At 58.8% G+C, this 14,615-nt stretch carries 20 protein-coding genes and 1 other RNA gene; 8 read left to right on the top strand and 13 right to left on the bottom strand.

Annotated features, from left to right (window positions below):
- The 13 genes from ACLD9W_RS00005 to ACLD9W_RS00065 form a co-directional block, all read right to left on the bottom strand.
- Positions 1-170, bottom strand: a 170-nt coding sequence (locus tag ACLD9W_RS00005) for a transposase (protein WP_410840238.1), incomplete at its 3' end; no start/stop codon positions are given.
- Between the two features lie 334 nt (positions 171-504).
- Complete coding sequence (gene rpsI / locus ACLD9W_RS00010; RefSeq protein ID WP_009426226.1) at positions 505-897, bottom strand: 30S ribosomal protein S9; 393 nt, start codon at positions 895-897, stop codon at positions 505-507.
- 9 nt (positions 898-906) lie between these two features.
- Positions 907-1,338, bottom strand: coding sequence for a 50S ribosomal protein L13 (rplM, locus tag ACLD9W_RS00015; protein ID WP_009426225.1), 432 nt, complete (start codon positions 1,336-1,338; stop codon positions 907-909).
- Positions 1,339-1,482: 144 nt separating this feature from the next.
- A non-coding RNA gene (gene ssrS / locus ACLD9W_RS00020) (6S RNA) lies at positions 1,483-1,664 on the bottom strand.
- 18 nt (positions 1,665-1,682) lie between these two features.
- Positions 1,683-1,982 carry a cell division protein ZapA gene (locus ACLD9W_RS00025; protein WP_410840105.1) on the bottom strand — a complete coding sequence of 100 codons (300 nt, stop codon included), beginning with the start codon at positions 1,980-1,982 and terminating at the stop codon, positions 1,683-1,685.
- Entirely contained in the window at positions 1,979-2,335 is a 357-nt protein-coding gene (locus ACLD9W_RS00030; protein ID WP_395428702.1) for a hypothetical protein, read from the bottom strand. Before ACLD9W_RS00030 ends, ACLD9W_RS00025 begins: the two co-directional genes overlap by 4 nt.
- A 47-nt stretch (positions 2,336-2,382) precedes the next feature.
- The gene (locus ACLD9W_RS00035; protein ID WP_410840106.1) at positions 2,383-3,372 is read right to left on the bottom strand and encodes an NAD(P)H-dependent glycerol-3-phosphate dehydrogenase; all 990 of its coding nucleotides are present in this window, start codon (positions 3,370-3,372) and stop codon (positions 2,383-2,385) included.
- A 241-nt stretch (positions 3,373-3,613) separates the two neighbouring features.
- The gene (locus ACLD9W_RS00040) at positions 3,614-3,823 is read right to left on the bottom strand and encodes a hypothetical protein (RefSeq protein ID WP_410840107.1); all 210 of its coding nucleotides are present in this window, start codon (positions 3,821-3,823) and stop codon (positions 3,614-3,616) included.
- Between the two features lie 11 nt (positions 3,824-3,834).
- Positions 3,835-3,972, bottom strand: coding sequence for a hypothetical protein (locus tag ACLD9W_RS00045; RefSeq protein ID WP_410840108.1), 138 nt, complete (start codon positions 3,970-3,972; stop codon positions 3,835-3,837).
- A gap of 134 nt (positions 3,973-4,106) precedes the next feature.
- Entirely contained in the window at positions 4,107-5,945 is a 1,839-nt protein-coding gene (gene glmS / locus ACLD9W_RS00050; RefSeq protein ID WP_410840109.1) for a glutamine--fructose-6-phosphate transaminase (isomerizing), read from the bottom strand.
- A gap of 171 nt (positions 5,946-6,116) precedes the next feature.
- Entirely contained in the window at positions 6,117-7,487 is a 1,371-nt protein-coding gene (glmU, locus tag ACLD9W_RS00055; protein WP_410840110.1) for a bifunctional UDP-N-acetylglucosamine diphosphorylase/glucosamine-1-phosphate N-acetyltransferase GlmU, read from the bottom strand.
- Between the two features lie 134 nt (positions 7,488-7,621).
- Positions 7,622-7,879, bottom strand: coding sequence for a spore cortex protein (locus tag ACLD9W_RS00060; RefSeq protein ID WP_410840111.1), 258 nt, complete (start codon positions 7,877-7,879; stop codon positions 7,622-7,624).
- 131 nt (positions 7,880-8,010) lie between these two features.
- Positions 8,011-8,802, bottom strand: a complete 792-nt coding sequence (locus ACLD9W_RS00065) for a peptidoglycan DD-metalloendopeptidase family protein (protein ID WP_410840112.1) — start codon at positions 8,800-8,802, stop codon at positions 8,011-8,013.
- A gap of 246 nt (positions 8,803-9,048) precedes the next feature.
- On the opposite strand from ACLD9W_RS00065, the gene ACLD9W_RS00070 reads away from it, so the two are divergent.
- From ACLD9W_RS00070 to rpmE, 8 genes are all read left to right on the top strand, one after another.
- Complete coding sequence (locus tag ACLD9W_RS00070; RefSeq protein ID WP_410840113.1) at positions 9,049-9,531, top strand: FxsA family protein; 483 nt, start codon at positions 9,049-9,051, stop codon at positions 9,529-9,531.
- 149 nt (positions 9,532-9,680) lie between these two features.
- The gene (gene dnaJ, locus ACLD9W_RS00075) at positions 9,681-10,823 is read left to right on the top strand and encodes a molecular chaperone DnaJ (RefSeq protein ID WP_410840114.1); all 1,143 of its coding nucleotides are present in this window, start codon (positions 9,681-9,683) and stop codon (positions 10,821-10,823) included.
- Between the two features lie 180 nt (positions 10,824-11,003).
- Entirely contained in the window at positions 11,004-11,747 is a 744-nt protein-coding gene (locus ACLD9W_RS00080; RefSeq protein WP_410840115.1) for a UDP-2,3-diacylglucosamine diphosphatase, read from the top strand.
- A 165-nt stretch (positions 11,748-11,912) separates the two neighbouring features.
- Positions 11,913-12,146: a 50S ribosomal protein L28 gene (gene rpmB, locus ACLD9W_RS00085; RefSeq protein ID WP_036496141.1), complete on the top strand. Its 234-nt coding sequence runs from the start codon at positions 11,913-11,915 to the stop codon at positions 12,144-12,146.
- Positions 12,147-12,178: 32 nt separating this feature from the next.
- Positions 12,179-12,334 carry a 50S ribosomal protein L33 gene (gene rpmG / locus ACLD9W_RS00090; protein ID WP_009117634.1) on the top strand — a complete coding sequence of 52 codons (156 nt, stop codon included), beginning with the start codon at positions 12,179-12,181 and terminating at the stop codon, positions 12,332-12,334.
- 240 nt (positions 12,335-12,574) lie between these two features.
- Positions 12,575-13,936 carry a Na+/H+ antiporter family protein gene (locus ACLD9W_RS00095; protein WP_410840116.1) on the top strand — a complete coding sequence of 454 codons (1,362 nt, stop codon included), beginning with the start codon at positions 12,575-12,577 and terminating at the stop codon, positions 13,934-13,936.
- Positions 13,937-14,161: a SlyX family protein gene (locus ACLD9W_RS00100; protein WP_410840117.1), complete on the top strand. Its 225-nt coding sequence runs from the start codon at positions 13,937-13,939 to the stop codon at positions 14,159-14,161. It abuts the gene before it with no gap.
- Positions 14,162-14,351: 190 nt separating this feature from the next.
- Complete coding sequence (gene rpmE, locus ACLD9W_RS00105) at positions 14,352-14,570, top strand: 50S ribosomal protein L31 (protein ID WP_410840118.1); 219 nt, start codon at positions 14,352-14,354, stop codon at positions 14,568-14,570.
- Positions 14,571-14,615 lie beyond the last annotated feature (45 nt).

Genomic DNA, 14,615 nt, shown 5'->3' on the forward strand with positions numbered 1-14,615 from the left:
CCGAACTCCTGTGGCAGATCGCGCCACGGACTGCCGGTGCGGACTATCCACAGTACGGCCTCAAGAAACAGGCGGTTGTCTTTGGCGGTTTTACCCGGGTCGGTTTGTTTACCCGGACAAAGCGGTTCGATGGCTGTCCACTGGGCATCGGATAGGGTATATCTGGTCATATCTGTATGATACTGTGAAAAATTGAATGTCAACAGTCCCTAGTGAGTCAAAATAAAAAAGATACAAGGCAGCAAGCCGCAGATAGTACAGGCAGTACGGTGCTGGTTTTCTTGTCATTTTTAATGCCGTAGAAAACCGACCCTCTTTGAGCTAAGGCGCAGCATTTTTTATTTTGGCGCACTGTTGGCCGTCTGGTGTTTTCAGACGGCCTGCTGTTCGCGGCAGGCTGCGGCCGTTCAAACTTATCAAACCCGTACGTTCAGACGGCCTGCCGGTTTTAAAATACGGAAACAAAAACCCTGCCGGAAAAGCAGGGTTTTTGCAGAAAACGGATTAACGTTTCGAGAACTGTTTGGCGCGGCGTGCTTTGCGCAGACCCGGTTTTTTACGCTCCACTTCGCGGGCGTCGCGGGTAACGAAACCGGCTTGCGACAGCGCGGATTTCAATGCGGCGTCGTAGTCGATCAGCGCGCGGGTAATGCCGTGGCGGATGGCGCCGGACTGGCCGGTTTCGCCGCCACCGGTGACGTTGACTTTGATGTCGAAGGATTCGGCATTTTCAGTCAGAACCAAGGGCTGGCGCACGACCATGCGGCTGGTTTCGCGGGCGAAGAATTCGTCGACGGGACGGCCGTTTACGATAATCTGGCCGCTGCCTTTTTGCAGGAATACGCGGGCAACCGAACTTTTGCGGCGGCCTGTGCCGTAGTAGTATTTACCGTTCATGTTGCGTCCTTATTTCAATTCCAAAACTTTGGGCTGTTGTGCGGCGTGTGCGTGTTCGGCACCAGCATACACTTTCAGTTTTTTAATCATGGCATAACCCAAAGGGCCTTTGGGCAGCATGCCTTTAACGGCTTTTTCCAAAGCGCGGCCGGGGAACTGTTCCTGCATTTCGCGGAAAGTGCGCTCGTAGATGCCGCCGGGGAAGCCGGAATGGCGGTAGTATTTTTTGCCTTCGAATTTGGCGCCGGTTACACGCAGTTTGTCGGCGTTGATGACGATGATGTAGTCGCCGGTGTCGACGTGCGGAGTGTATTCGGGCTTGTGTTTGCCGCGCAGGCGGCTGGCAACTTCGGCTGCTAAGCGACCCAGAACTTTGTCTTCCGCGTCGATCACAAACCATTCGCGCTTCACCTCGTGCGGTTTGGCTGAAAAGGTTTTCATAAGGATTGATCCAAAGAGATATAGAAAGTTGTGGATTTTAGTGTCTTATCGGAAGACTGTCAATCTGAAGTGCAGGAGAATCCTGCGGGTCGGGATAAAGTGTGGGAAAAGGAAAAGCACCGTATGGATTCGGTGCTTTTTTAGGGATTCCCCGCGGGCGGCGTTTCGGCTCAATCCGCTTGAACCTTGTCAAACAAGGCGGCTGTCTCGGGCAGCTTCGGGTGCGTTTCCCGTAGGAACGCTCGCGCCTGCTGCATCTCCCGACAACCTGAAGCGAACTTATTGGTTCAAAGGAATGTATGCCTTGGCGCTCGCCGCAGGGAAAAGGGGGTGGAGGTTGGTTGTCAAGGCACTTTGGCCAGTGCTTTGTCGCACACCTCTGTCATATGGGTTATTCTACGCTCAAATTCGCCTATTGCCAAACCGTCTTTCATCGACATTTTCAGCAGGTCGTGGACGACGTTGAGGGCGGCGATGATGATGATTTTGTCGCTTTCGACGATGCGTCCGCCGCTTTCCACGGCTTCGATTTTTTTGTTGAGCATGTCGAGCGCCTGCAAGAGGGTGTCTTTTTCGGAGGCGGGGGTGCCGATGCTGAATGTGCGCCCCATGACGGAGACGGGGATTTGTTCGATGCTGCTCATGGTTCTGCTCCCGGGTTGTGTGCGGCGGTTTCAGACGGCCTCTCCTGCGGCAGGCGGCCGGACAGGCGGCGCAGTTCGGCGGCGGTGTCGGCCAGGAGGGCGCGGTAGGTTTGGTTTTCGGCGCTCAGGGCGTCGATTTTGCTTTGCAGGTCTTCTTTCAGTTTGCCGACCTGCACCAACAGGGCTTCGCTCAATTCGTCGACGGCGGCCTGATGCTGGTCGTCTTTGCGTTTCTGTTCGGCTTTGAGGCGGACGTTTTCAAGCTGCTGTTTGCGGCTTTCGCTGAGCAGGGTTTCGAATTTCTGCGACAGCTGGTAGACGCGGGCTTCGAGTTTGTCCAATGGTTTGTTCATGTTCGGCTCCTGAGGCTGTCTGAAAGTTTCAGACGGCCTTTTTCGGTTTACTCGGGTTTGGTTTCGCGCAGCATCAGGCATTCGGCAGCGTCGTGTGCCGTGGTTTCGCCGCGCACGAGTCTGTGCAGGGCTTGGGTGACGGGCATGTCGATGTCGTGGCGGTGGGCGGCGCGCAGGACTTCGTCGATGGCGGGCACGCCTTCGGCGACGTGGCCGATTTCGGCGAGGACTTGGGGCAGGGGTTTGCCCGCGGCAAGGCCGAGTCCGACTTTGCGGTTGCGCGAGAGTGCGCCGGTGCAGGTCAGGATGAGGTCGCCCATGCCGGCCAGCCCCATCATGGTTTTCTGCTGCGCACCCATGGCGACGGCGAGGCGGGTAATTTCTGCCAAGCCGCGTGTAATCAGTGCGGCACGGGCGTTGAGGCCGTATTCGAGGCCGTCTGAAAGGCCGGTGGCGATGGCCATGACGTTTTTCACTGCGCCGCCGACGGCAACGCCGACGGTGTCGGTGTTGGCGTAGAGGCGCAGGACGGTGGTGTTGAGTTCGCGGGCGAGGCTGCTTATCCAGGCTTCGTTTTCGGCGGCGAGGACGACGGCGCAGGGCAGTTGCTGCGCCAGTTCCTGCGCGAAACTGGGGCCGGAGAGCAGGCCGGTTTTGTCGTTTTCGGGCAGTACTTCGCGCAAGACCTGATGGGGCAGCAGGCCGGTGGACAATTCGAAACCTTTGCAGGCGGCGAGAACGGGCAAGCTGCCGAATCCTGCTGCTTTGATTTGTTCCGCCGCGTTGCGCAGTCCGGCAACGGGGGTGACGATCAGAACAAGGTCGCTGCCGTTCAGGGCGGCGGCGGGGTCGGCGTGCACGGTCAGTGCGTCGGGGAAGGGGAAGCCGGGGAAGTAGCGTTTGTTTTCGCGTTCGGCCTGCATGGCGGCGGTTTGTTCGCGGCTGCGCGTCCACAGGGAAACGCAGTTGCCGTGCCGGGCGAAGTGTACGGCCAGTGCGCTGCCCCACGCGCCTGCGCCGATAACGGTGATGTTCATGGCTGTTGTCCGTCGGCGGACGGTCTGTTGCAAACGGGCGGCATTATGGCATTTTGAGGGGGTTTTCTCAAACTGAAGCGGAGCGGTGGGAGGCTGTTTGTGAAAAATATTTTTTGCCGTTGAAAGGCTGTTTGAAGTGGAGATTCAGCGAAGTTCAAACTATGTTTAAAGGGTTTTCAGACGGCCTTTGCTTGAAACGGTGAAACTGCGTGTCGCAGGGTGACGACCTGACTGCTGCTTTTCAGACGGCCTTTGTGCTGCCAGAAGCCGTTCCCGCCTGTGCGGGAATGACGTTTCTGAAAACGGTTTGTTCAAGCGTGTCGGCGAATGCGGCCAAATCGCGCCGCCATTGCATGGGGTTGTTTTTGGAAAAATACAGTGAAAGATGAGGGGCGTTTTCGACGTGGCAGCCGTAGCTTTGTTCTATCGGCAACGCGGACAGCTTGCCCATGCCTTCGAATATCAGGCGGACGGCGGCGGGTGCGGCGGGATGGCGCAGCGTCCAAACGGCGGAAATGTCAAACCGTTGCCCGCGGATTCGTCTATTCGCAGGTTGCGGGTGGTGAGTGTGCGGTATAAGTCGTCGAGGTGTCGCTGCATGGTGCGGTCTCTCTATAAGGAATAAGGATAAAGGCCGTCTGAAAAGCGGTTTTCTTTTTTCAGACGGCCTTGCGCTTGTGTCGGAGGGCGTCTGAAACCATGTCTCAAAAGTTTTCAGACGGCCTTTCCGTACCTTATTCCACCGTTACCGATTTGGCCAGGTTGCGCGGCTTGTCCACGTCGGTGCCGCGTGCGAGGGCGGCGTGGTAGGAAAGAAGCTGTACGGGGATGGTGTGCACAATCGGCGAGAGTACGCCGACGTGGCGCGGGGTGCGGATAACGTGTACGCCGTCGGACTCGGTGAAATTGCTGTCCAAATCGGCAAAGACAAACAATTCGCCGCCGCGCGCGCCGACTTCCTGCATATTGGCTTTGACTTTGTCCAACAGCGCGTCGTTGGGTGCGATGACGACTACGGGCATATTTTCGTCAACCAGCGCCAAGGGGCCGTGTTTGAGCTCGCCTGCGGGGTAGGATTCGGCGTGGATGTAGGTGATTTCTTTGAGTTTTAACGCGCCTTCGAGGGCAATCGGGTAGTGGATGCCGCGCCCTAAGAACAGGGCGCTGTCTTTTTTGGCAAACTTTTGCGCCCAAGCGGCGATTTGCGGCTCGAGGTTGAGCGCGTGCTGGATGCTGCTGGGGAGCTGGCGCAATTCGTCGAGGTAGCCGCGCGCCTGTTCTTCGGACACGAAGCCGCGCAGTTTGCCCAAGGTTACGGCCAGACCGAACAAGACGACCAGCTGGGTAGTGAAGGCTTTGGTGGAGGCGACGCCGATTTCCGCACCGGCGCGGGTGTACAGCACCAATTCGCTTTCGCGCGGCAGGGCGGATTCCATCACGTTGCACACCGACAGGCTGTGACTTTGGCCGAGCGATTGGGCGTATTTCAGGGCTTCCATCGTGTCGAGGGTTTCGCCCGATTGCGAGATAGTTACGACAAGCTGCTCGGGGTCGGCAATCACGTCGCGGTAGCGGTATTCGCTGGCGATTTCGACATCGGTGGGGATTTTGGCGATGGATTCGAGCCAGTAGCGGGCGGTGAGTGCAGCGTAGTAGGACGTGCCGCAGGCGAGGATTTTGATGCTGCGGATTTTGCCGAACACCTCGCGTGCGGCCGCGCCGAAGTTTTCCGGCTCGAAGCCGCCGTCGATGAACACTTCGGCGGTGTCGGCGATGGCGCGCGGCTGTTCGTGGATTTCTTTTTGCATGAAGTGGCTGTATGGGCCGAGTTCCAGCGAGGCCAGCGACAGTTCGGACACTTTGACTTTGCGCTCGGCCTCGTTGCCGGTTTTGTCAATCAGGCGGCGGATGCCGTCTGAACCGATTTGGGCGATGTCGCCGTCTTCGAGATAAACGATGCGGCGGGTAAAGGCAATCACGGCCGATACGTCGGAGGCGATAAAGGTTTCATCGTCGCCCAATGCCACCAAAAGCGGGCAGCCCATGCGGGCGACGACCATTTCAGACGGCCGATCCTGCGCCATCACGGCAATGGCGTATGCGCCGTGAAAACGTGCGGCGGCGGTTTGTACGGCGGCAAACAGGTCGCCGCCGTTTTGCGTGTATTCGTGGTTGATGCTGTGGGCGATGACTTCGGTATCGGTTTGCGATTCAAAGGTGTAGCCCAAGCCTTGCAGGCGTTCGCGCTCGGCTTCGAAGTTTTCGATGATGCCGTTGTGCACCACGGCGATGTTGCCGCCGGAGATGTGGGGGTGGGCGTTGGGCTCGGTGACGCCGCCGTGGGTTGCCCAGCGCGTGTGGCCGATGCCGGTGTGGCCGAACAGCCCTTTTTCACGCGCCGCGTCTTCCATCAGCTGCACGCGGCCGACGCGGCGCACGCGCTTGATTTTGCCTTCGGCGTAAACGGCGATGCCGGAGGAGTCGTAACCCCGGTATTCGAGGCGTTTGAGGCCGTCTGTTAAAAAATCGACAACATTATGATTGGCGCGCACTGCGCCGACGATACCGCACATAAAAGTTCCTTAGTATCAGATTGGAGCGGCTGCTCCGTTGGTAAAACCCGCGCCGCTGACTTTCAGACGGCCGCGGGGCGAAAGGGGGAAACAGGTTTTTCACTTCGTTGAAGCTGCGCTTTCAGACGGCCTTTTGCTGCGTTGCACCCGCATCGGAGGCCGTCTGAAACCCTATTTGCGTTCTTTTTCGGGGCGCACCCAGCCTTCGATTATGGTTTGGCGGGCGCGGGCGAGGGCGAGTTTGCCTTCGGGGCAGTTTTGGGTAATCGCGCTGCCTGCGCCGGTGGTGGCGCGGCTGCCTACGGTTACGGGGGCGACGAGTACGGTATTCGAGCCGATGCGGACTTCGTCGCCGATGACGGTGTGGTGTTTGTTGACGCCGTCGTAGTTGGCGACGATTGTGCCGGCGCCGATGTTGGTTTTGCGGCCGACGGTGGCGTCGCCGATGTAGGTGAGGTGGTTGGCTTTGCTGCCTTCGCCGAGGGTGGCGTTTTTGACTTCGACGAAGTTGCCGATGTGTACGCCGTCGGCAAGGCGGGCGTTGGGGCGCAGGCGGGCGTAGGGGCCGATGTGGGCGGCGGCGCCGATTTCGCAGTCTTCGAGATGGGAGAAGGCGGCGATTTTTGTGCCTGCGCCGATTTTGGCGTTTTTGATGACGCAGTTTGCGCCGATTTCCACGCCGTCGGCCAACTCGACTTCGCCTTCGAGCACGACGTTGACGTCTATCACGACATCTTGGCCGTGTTTCAGACGGCCCCGTAAGTCGAAGCGGGCGGGGTCGCGCAGGGTGAGGCCGGCTTTGAGCAGATCGGCGGCCTGCTCGGCTTGGAAGATGCGTTCGAGTTCGGCAAGCTGGACTTTGTTGTTGACGCCTGCGGCCAGATGGGAGGCGCGCACTTGTACGGGGTGTACGGCGATGCCGTCTGCTACGGCCATGGCGATGAGGTCGGTGAGGTAATATTCGCCTTGGGCGTTGCCGTTGGAGAGGCGGTTGAGCCAGCCTGCCAGATATTTGTTGGGCAAGACGAGAATACCGGTGTTGGTTTCTTTGATGGTTTTTTGTGCGGGGTCGGCGTCTTTTTCTTCGACGATGGCAATCACTTTGCCTGCTTCGTCGCGCACGATGCGGCCGTAGCCTGCGGGGTCGTCGGGCAGGTCGGTCAGGAGGGCAACTTCTTTGCCTGCAGCATCGAGCAGGGTTTGCAGGGTGGCGGTGTCGGTAAGGGGTACGTCGCCGTAGAGTACGAGGGTGAGGCCGTTGTCGGGCAGGTGGGGCAGGGCGGTTTTGACGGCGTGGCCGGTACCGAGCTGCTCGGTTTGTTCGACCCATGCGATGTCGCGTTTGATGGTGTCGAGCACCTGCTCTTTGCCGTGGCCGATGACGGCAATGATTTGGGCGGGATTGAGCGCGGCGGCGGTGTCGATGACGCGCTCGAGCATGGGGCGGCCGCCGATTTGGTGCAGCACTTTGGGCATTTTGGAATACATGCGCGTGCCTTTGCCGGCGGCGAGAATGACGATGTGAAGGTTGGGACGGTTCATGGGCATCTCTCTCTTTGCAGATTGTGCGGATAAGGGGAAGGCCGTCTTAAACGGCTTGCGGCTTCGGACGGCGGGAAACGGGGAAAGGCTGTCTGAAAAAACGGTTTCAGACAGCCTTTGTGCCGCGGGGCGGCTTATTGCGGGCGGATTTTTTCCCAGTGCGTGCCGCGTACTTCCTGTTCCTGACCGCTGCGGGCGGGCAGAACGGCGTGTTGTTCGGGGCGGTATTGGTTGTTGCGCATATTGCGCGAGTAGGTGCCGTCCTGATAGGCGACGCCTGTTCCGGCGGGGTATTTCTGACGCAGCGCGGTGCGGCCTTCGCTGTTTTGGTAGGTTTCCCAAGAGCAGGCGGACAGGGCGGCGAGGAGGGCGAGGGGGAGCAGGTAACGCATGGTTTTTCCTTTTTGAAAAAACGCATTCTAGCGGATTTGGCGGGGGAAAGACAGCCGCAGAAAGGCCGTCTGAAAGCAGGTGCGGCGGGCGGAACGCGCTTTCAGACGGCCTCTTGCGCCCTTGCGGAAACTCACTCCGCCGCAGGCGTTTCCGCAGCGGGTGCGGGCGGCGGTTCCTCCGTTTCGGCGGCGACGGCGGTTTCTGCGGCAACGGTTTGCGCCGGTGCGGCGGGAACGGGGAAGGGGACGGGTGTCGGCGCGGCGGACGCAGGCAGCGGCGGCAGATAGTTTTCGGGATTGACGGCCTTGCCTGCGGCGCGCACTTCGAAATGCAGTTTCACGCGTTCGGCATCACTGCTGCCCATCAGCGCCACGGTGTCGCCCGCGCGCACGGTTTGGTCTTTTTGTACCAAGAGTTTGTCGTTGTGGGCGTAGGCGGTGAGCACGCCGCCGCCGTGGCTGATGAGGACGAGGTTGCCGTAGCCGCGCACGCCGTTGCCCGCATAGAGCACCTTGCCCGCGGCGGCGGCTTTCACAGGGTCGCCCGCGCTGCCTGCGAAATCGACGCCTTTGTTCGCGCCGCCGAAACGGGCGAGGACGGGATTGGCGCTGGGCAGGTGCATGGAGAGTTTGTTGGTTTGCGGCACGGGACGGCTTTGGCCTGCGGCGGTATCGGACGTGCGCGGGGCGTTTTTGCCGACGCGCAGCATCTGGCCGACGGTGATTTTCGACGGGTCGCTGAGTTTGTTCCATTTGGCCAGCGTGGCGGGCGACTGGCCGACGCGGGCGGCGATGCGGTGCAGCGTGTCGCCCGGGCGGACGCGGTAGTAGCCGTCGGAAGGGGATTGGGAGGCGCAGGCCGCGAGCAGGAGCAGAGCGGCGGCGGAGAAGGTTTTGAGTGGGGTGGGAAGCGGTGTTTTCATGGCGCAAAGCATAGCAAAAGCCGCTGAGCCCGTGAACAGGGCATACGGGCAGACGCGGAATGCAGACGCCGCTGCGCCGCGCCGCCCGATGCCGTTTGCGCCGCGCTTTCAGACGGCCTCCTGCACCGCGTTTCCCACCGCGCTGCTTTACTTTTTTTTACCGCCCATTGTCGCGCTTCTGCGTTGAAATCGCCGCTTTTGTCTGTATGTTTCGCCCCCGCAACCACTCATTACAAAGGACAAACTATGCGGAACGCCGGTATCGGTTTTCTTGTTTTCATCGTGCTGGAAATTCTGTCGATCGCCCAAGTGGCGGGCAGAATCGGCGCGGCGCCCGCTATCTTGCTGATGGCGCTCAGCGCGATGGCGGGCGTGTTCATGCTGCGGCGCATGGGGCTGTCGGGCGTATTGCTGGCGGCGGCGGCCGTGCGCGGCGGCGGCAAAGTGTCGGCCTACCAGCTTTTGTGGCCGGTGCGCTATGCCGTGGCCGCCATGCTGCTCATCAGCCCGGGTTTTGTGTCCACCGTGCTTGCCGTGCTGCTGATGCTGCCCTTCAAAGGCGGCTCGCCGGTGGAACAGGCGCAGGGCGCGGCGCAGTTCGGCGGCTTCGGCCAAGCACGGCGCGGCGGCGCGGACGACGACATTATCGAAGGCGATTTCCACACGGTGGACGGCAGGCCGTCTGAAAACGGCACAAACCGCCGCATCGAAGACCGCAGCCGTTCTTAAAGCCCGCGTTTTCAAACCAAATCCCGCAGAGGCCGTCTGAAAACACAATGCCGCCGCGTGCAGCGACAATTTTCAGACGGCCTGCTTTAATTTTCAGACGGCCGCCCATACCTACCGCGCCGTTCCAAACTACCCGCAAAAACACAACCATGAGCAACCGCGATTTTTACGAAACACTCGGCGTCGCCCGCAGCGCCACCGACGACGAAATCAAAAAAGCCTACCGCAAGCTGGCGATGAAATACCATCCCGACCGCAACCCCGGCGACAAAGCGGCCGAAGAAAAATTCAAAGAAGTGCAAAAAGCCTACGACACCTTGTCCGACAAAGAAAAACGCGCCATGTACGACCAATACGGCCACGCCGCTTTCGAGCAGGGCGCGGGCGGCTTCGGCGGCGGAGGTTTCGGCGGCTTCGGCGGCGCACAGGGCTTCGATTTCAGCGACATTTTCAGTCAGATGTTCGGCGGCGGAGGCGGAGCCTCGCGCCAGCAGAGCTATCAGGGCGCGGATTTGCAGTACGACGTACAAATCAGCCTCGAAGAAGCGGCGCAGGGCGTGAAAAAACGCTTCACCATACCGACCTACGAAGACTGTGACGTCTGCCACGGCAGCGGCGCCAAACCCGGCACGTCGGCCACCACCTGCTCCACCTGCCGCGGCACGGGCACCGTCCACATCCGCCAGGCCATCTTCCAAATGCAGCAAACCTGCCCCGCCTGCCACGGCAGCGGCAAAGAAATCAAAGACCCCTGCGTCAAATGCCGCGGCGAAGGCCGCGTGAAAGCGAGCAAAACCGTCGAAGTCAACATCCCCGCCGGTATCGACGACGGCCAGCGCATCCGCCTCTCCGGCGAAGGCGAACCCGGCCGCAACGGTGCACCCGCAGGCGACCTCTACGTTGCCGTCCATGTGAAACAGCACAAAATCTTCGAGCGCGACGGCGTTGACCTGCATTGCGAACTGCCCGTCAGCTTCACCGTCGCCGCACTCGGCGGCGAAGTGGAAGTGCCCACCCTCGAAGGCAAAGTCAAACTCACCATCCCGAAAGAAACGCAAACCGGCCGCCGCATGCGCGTCAAAGGCAAAGGCATCAAATCCCTGCGTTCGGGCGCTGTTGGCGACCTCTACTGCCATGTTGTCGTCGAAACCCCGGTCAATCTCACCGACCGCCAAAAAGAGCTGCTGGAAGAATTTGAAAAAATCTCCACCGGCCTCGACCGCAGCCAAACCCCGCGCAAGAAATCGTTTTGGGACAAGGTGGAAGACAAAGTGAACGACTTGTTCAACTAATCTTGTCGCCGCTATTGCCGAAACGGGAGAAAGGCCGTCTGAAACATTCAGACGGCCTTTCTGCACCCGTTGCCTGCCGTTTTAATTTTGTTGAAACTGCGCTTTCAGACGGCCTTCGCCGCAGGCGCGCCAAACCGTTCCGCTATATAATCGCCGCCGTTTTGTCCGACAAACCACCTCATGCGCCGCACCGTTTTCATCGCCGACCTCCACCTATCCGACGACACGCCCGACCTCAACCGCCTGTTCGCGCAGGCGCTGCGCGGCTGGGAAAACGATACCGACGCGCTCTATATATTGGGCGACCTATTTGAAGCCTGGCTGGGCGACGATATGCCCGACAAGGCGGCGCAGGACGCGGCGGCGGCGCTGAAAGCTTTTTCCGCCCATACGCCCGTTTATTTCATCTGCGGCAACCGCGATTTCCTGCTCGGCAAAAAATACGCCGCTGCCGCAGGCATGACTCTGCTGCCCGAGACGGAAGAATTGGTGCTTTACGGCAAAACCTGCCTGATTTCCCACGGCGACGAAATGTGTACCGACGACACCTCCTACCAACATTTCCGACGCGTCATGCGCAATCAAGCCGTGCAGAAAATCCTGCTGTCGCTGCCGCAGAAATGGCGCAGGAAAATCGCTGCCGATATGCGTGCCGCCAGCAAAAAGCGCAAACGCGAAATCGGCATGGGCAGCATCTCAGACGTGACGCAAAAAGGCGTCTGCCAAGCCCTGTCGCGGCATCCGCAGGCCGAAATCCTGATCCACGGCCACACCCACCGCCCGGCCGTTCACCGTCACACCTGCGGCAGCCGAACCGTTACGCGCTACGTCTTGCCCGACTGGCACGACGGGCGCGGCGGTTTTTTGTCGGTATCGGAAAAGGGTTGCGAAATCCTGCCTCTGGTTTTGCATGAGGCCGTCTGAAAAGAATGCGTGCAAAAGCGCGGGGGAAGGGTGTTTGGATAAAAAGCCACATTTTCATCGGTTTGCCCGGCACAAACGGCGTGCGGAAAAAATGTGTGCTTGCTGCGGATTGCGGGTTTGTGGTATAAACCGCGTTTTACTTTTTCAGAAGTTTGGAGTTAAACCATGGCACGAGTTTGTAAAGTGACCGGAAAACGCCCGATGAGTGGCAACAACGTGTCGCACGCCAATAATAAGACCAAACGCCGTTTTTTGCCTAACTTGCAAACACGCCGTTTTTGGGTTGAGAGTGAAAACCGCTGGGTGCGCCTGCGCGTATCCAATGCAGCATTGCGCACCATCGACAAGCTCGGCATCGATGCCGTTTTGGCCGATCTGCGCGCGCGCGGCGAAGCTTGATTTTGAAGATTTTCGATTAAGGAATTACTGCTATGCGCGATAAAATCAAACTGGAATCGAGTGCCGGTACTGGCCACTTCTACACCACAACCAAAAACAAACGTACCATGCCCGGCAAGCTGGAAATCAAAAAATTTGATCCCGTTGCCCGCAAACACGTTATGTACAAAGAAACCAAGCTGAAATAATCCGGTTTCGCCAAAACCGCATAAAGCCGATGGCTTTATGCGGTTTTTTACGGTTTTCAGACGGCCTCTGCCTGCCGAATCCCACATTCGGACGGTTTCATGTTGTTGCTGCCAATATTGTTATGTTAATATTTGCAAAATGTTGACAATTCAGGCCGTCTGAAAACAAGTTCTGCCGCACCGCCGAAGCGGTGGCAGGGATTGCTGTTTTTTCAGACGGCCGTCTGAAAGGAGAAAACCATGAATGCTGTTGTGATTGCCGTAATTGTGATGCTCGCGCTGTCGCTTTTGCGCGTACACGTTGTGTTGAGCCTCACCATCGGTGCGTTTGTCGGCGGGCTTTTGGCCGGCATGCCGCTTGCCGACGTGATGGCGGACGACAAAGTGGTGCAGGAAGGCATCATCACCGTGTTTCAAACCGGCCTCTCTGGCGGCGCGAAAATCGCGCTTTCATATGCCATGCTCGGCGCGTTTGCGATGGCGATTACCCATTCCGGCCTGCCGCAGCAGCTGGCGGGTGCGGTGGTGCGCAAACTCAACCGCTCGGAATCGGACGCGGGCAAACTCAAATGGGGGCTGCTGCTGCTGATTCTGGCGATGGGCGTGATGAGCCAAAACGTCGTCCCCATCCACATCGCCTTTATCCCGATGATTATCCCGCCGCTTCTGCTGGTGTTTAACCGCCTAAAAGTCGACCGCCGCCTGATTGCCTGCGTGATAACCTTCGGCCTGGTTACAACCTATATGTTTCTGCCCTACGGCTTCGGCGCGATTTTCTTAAACGAAATCCTGCTGGGCAACATCGAAAAAGCGGGGCTGAACGTCAAACACATCAACGTGATGCAGGCGATGGCCATCCCTACGCTGGGCATGGTGGTCGGGCTGTTGCTCGCCTTTGTTCGTTTCCGCAAACCGCGCGTGTACCAAAGCAGAGAAATCGATTTGGCCGACAACCAAAGCGCCGCCGACACGCCCGCGCCCTCGTCCTACCGCAGCTTGGTTGCTGCCGTAGCGATTGCCGTGTGCTTTGTCATCCAGTTGGTTTATAAAGACGCGCTTTTGCTCGGCGCGATGGTGGGCTTTGCCGTATTCATGACGCTGGGCGTGGTCAAACGCCATGATGCCAACGACGTGTTCGGCGAGGGCATCAAAATGATGGCGATGGTGGGCTTTATTATGATTGCCGCGCAGGGTTTCGCTGCTGTGATGCAGGCCACCGGCCACATCCGGCCGCTGGTTGACGGCAGCATGCAGATGTTCGGCGGCAGCAAAGGCATGGCCGCGCTGGCCATGCTCTTGGTCGGTCTTTTGGTAACGATGGGCATCGGCTCGTCGTTTTCCACCCTGCCGATTATCACCGCGATTTATGTACCGCTGTGCATCAGCCTTGGCTTCTCGCCGCTGGCCACTGTAGCGATTGTCGGCACGGCAGGCGCGCTGGGTGATGCCGGTTCGCCCGCGTCCGATTCCACGCTCGGCCCCACCATGGGCTTGAACGCCGACGGCCAGCACGACCACATCCGCGACTCGGTTATCCCCACCTTCATCCACTATAACATCCCGCTGACCATCGCCGGCTGGATTGCCGCCATGGTATTGTAAATGAACGACATTCAAGATTTGGAACACCGCATCACCGAGCTGGAAATTCAGACGGCCTTACAGGACGATTTGATTACCCGCCTAAGCGACACCATCGCCCAAATGCGCCAAACGCTCGACTTGCAGCAGTCGCAACTGCAGCTGCTCTACCGCCGGCTGCAAGACAAAAGCAGCGGCGAAGCCGAGCCTTACAGCCTGCGCGACGAAATCCCGCCGCATTATTAGATTAGCCGCATTATTAAACACCGCACGCAAAGGCCGTCTGAAAACCCCGAAACCGTGCTTTCAGACGGCCTGAACGTTCCTATAAAGCTTGCAAAAAACAAGTGCCTGCGCGATAATCCGCCGCTTGCCCGCAAGGGTGCATTGAAGCACAGGTACAGTCCCTGTGCCCGCTAACATAAAGGACATTCACATGAAACAAGGCATTCACCCCAATTACCACGAAGTAAACGTTACCTGCTCCTGCGGCAACAAATTCGTGACCCAATCCGCCATGGAAAAAGAAAACTTCAACATCGAGGTTTGCTCCAACTGCCACCCCTTCTACACCGGCACCCAAAAAATCGTCGACACCACCGGCCGCGTCGACAAATTCAACAGCAAATTCGGCAACCTGTTCAAACGCGGTTAAACCGCCGAAACCTGAAAAAAAAAGACTGCTTACCGGCAGTCTTTT

Source organism: Neisseria sp. WLZKY-1, from assembly GCF_046546535.1.
GTDB lineage: Bacteria > Pseudomonadota > Gammaproteobacteria > Burkholderiales > Neisseriaceae > Neisseria.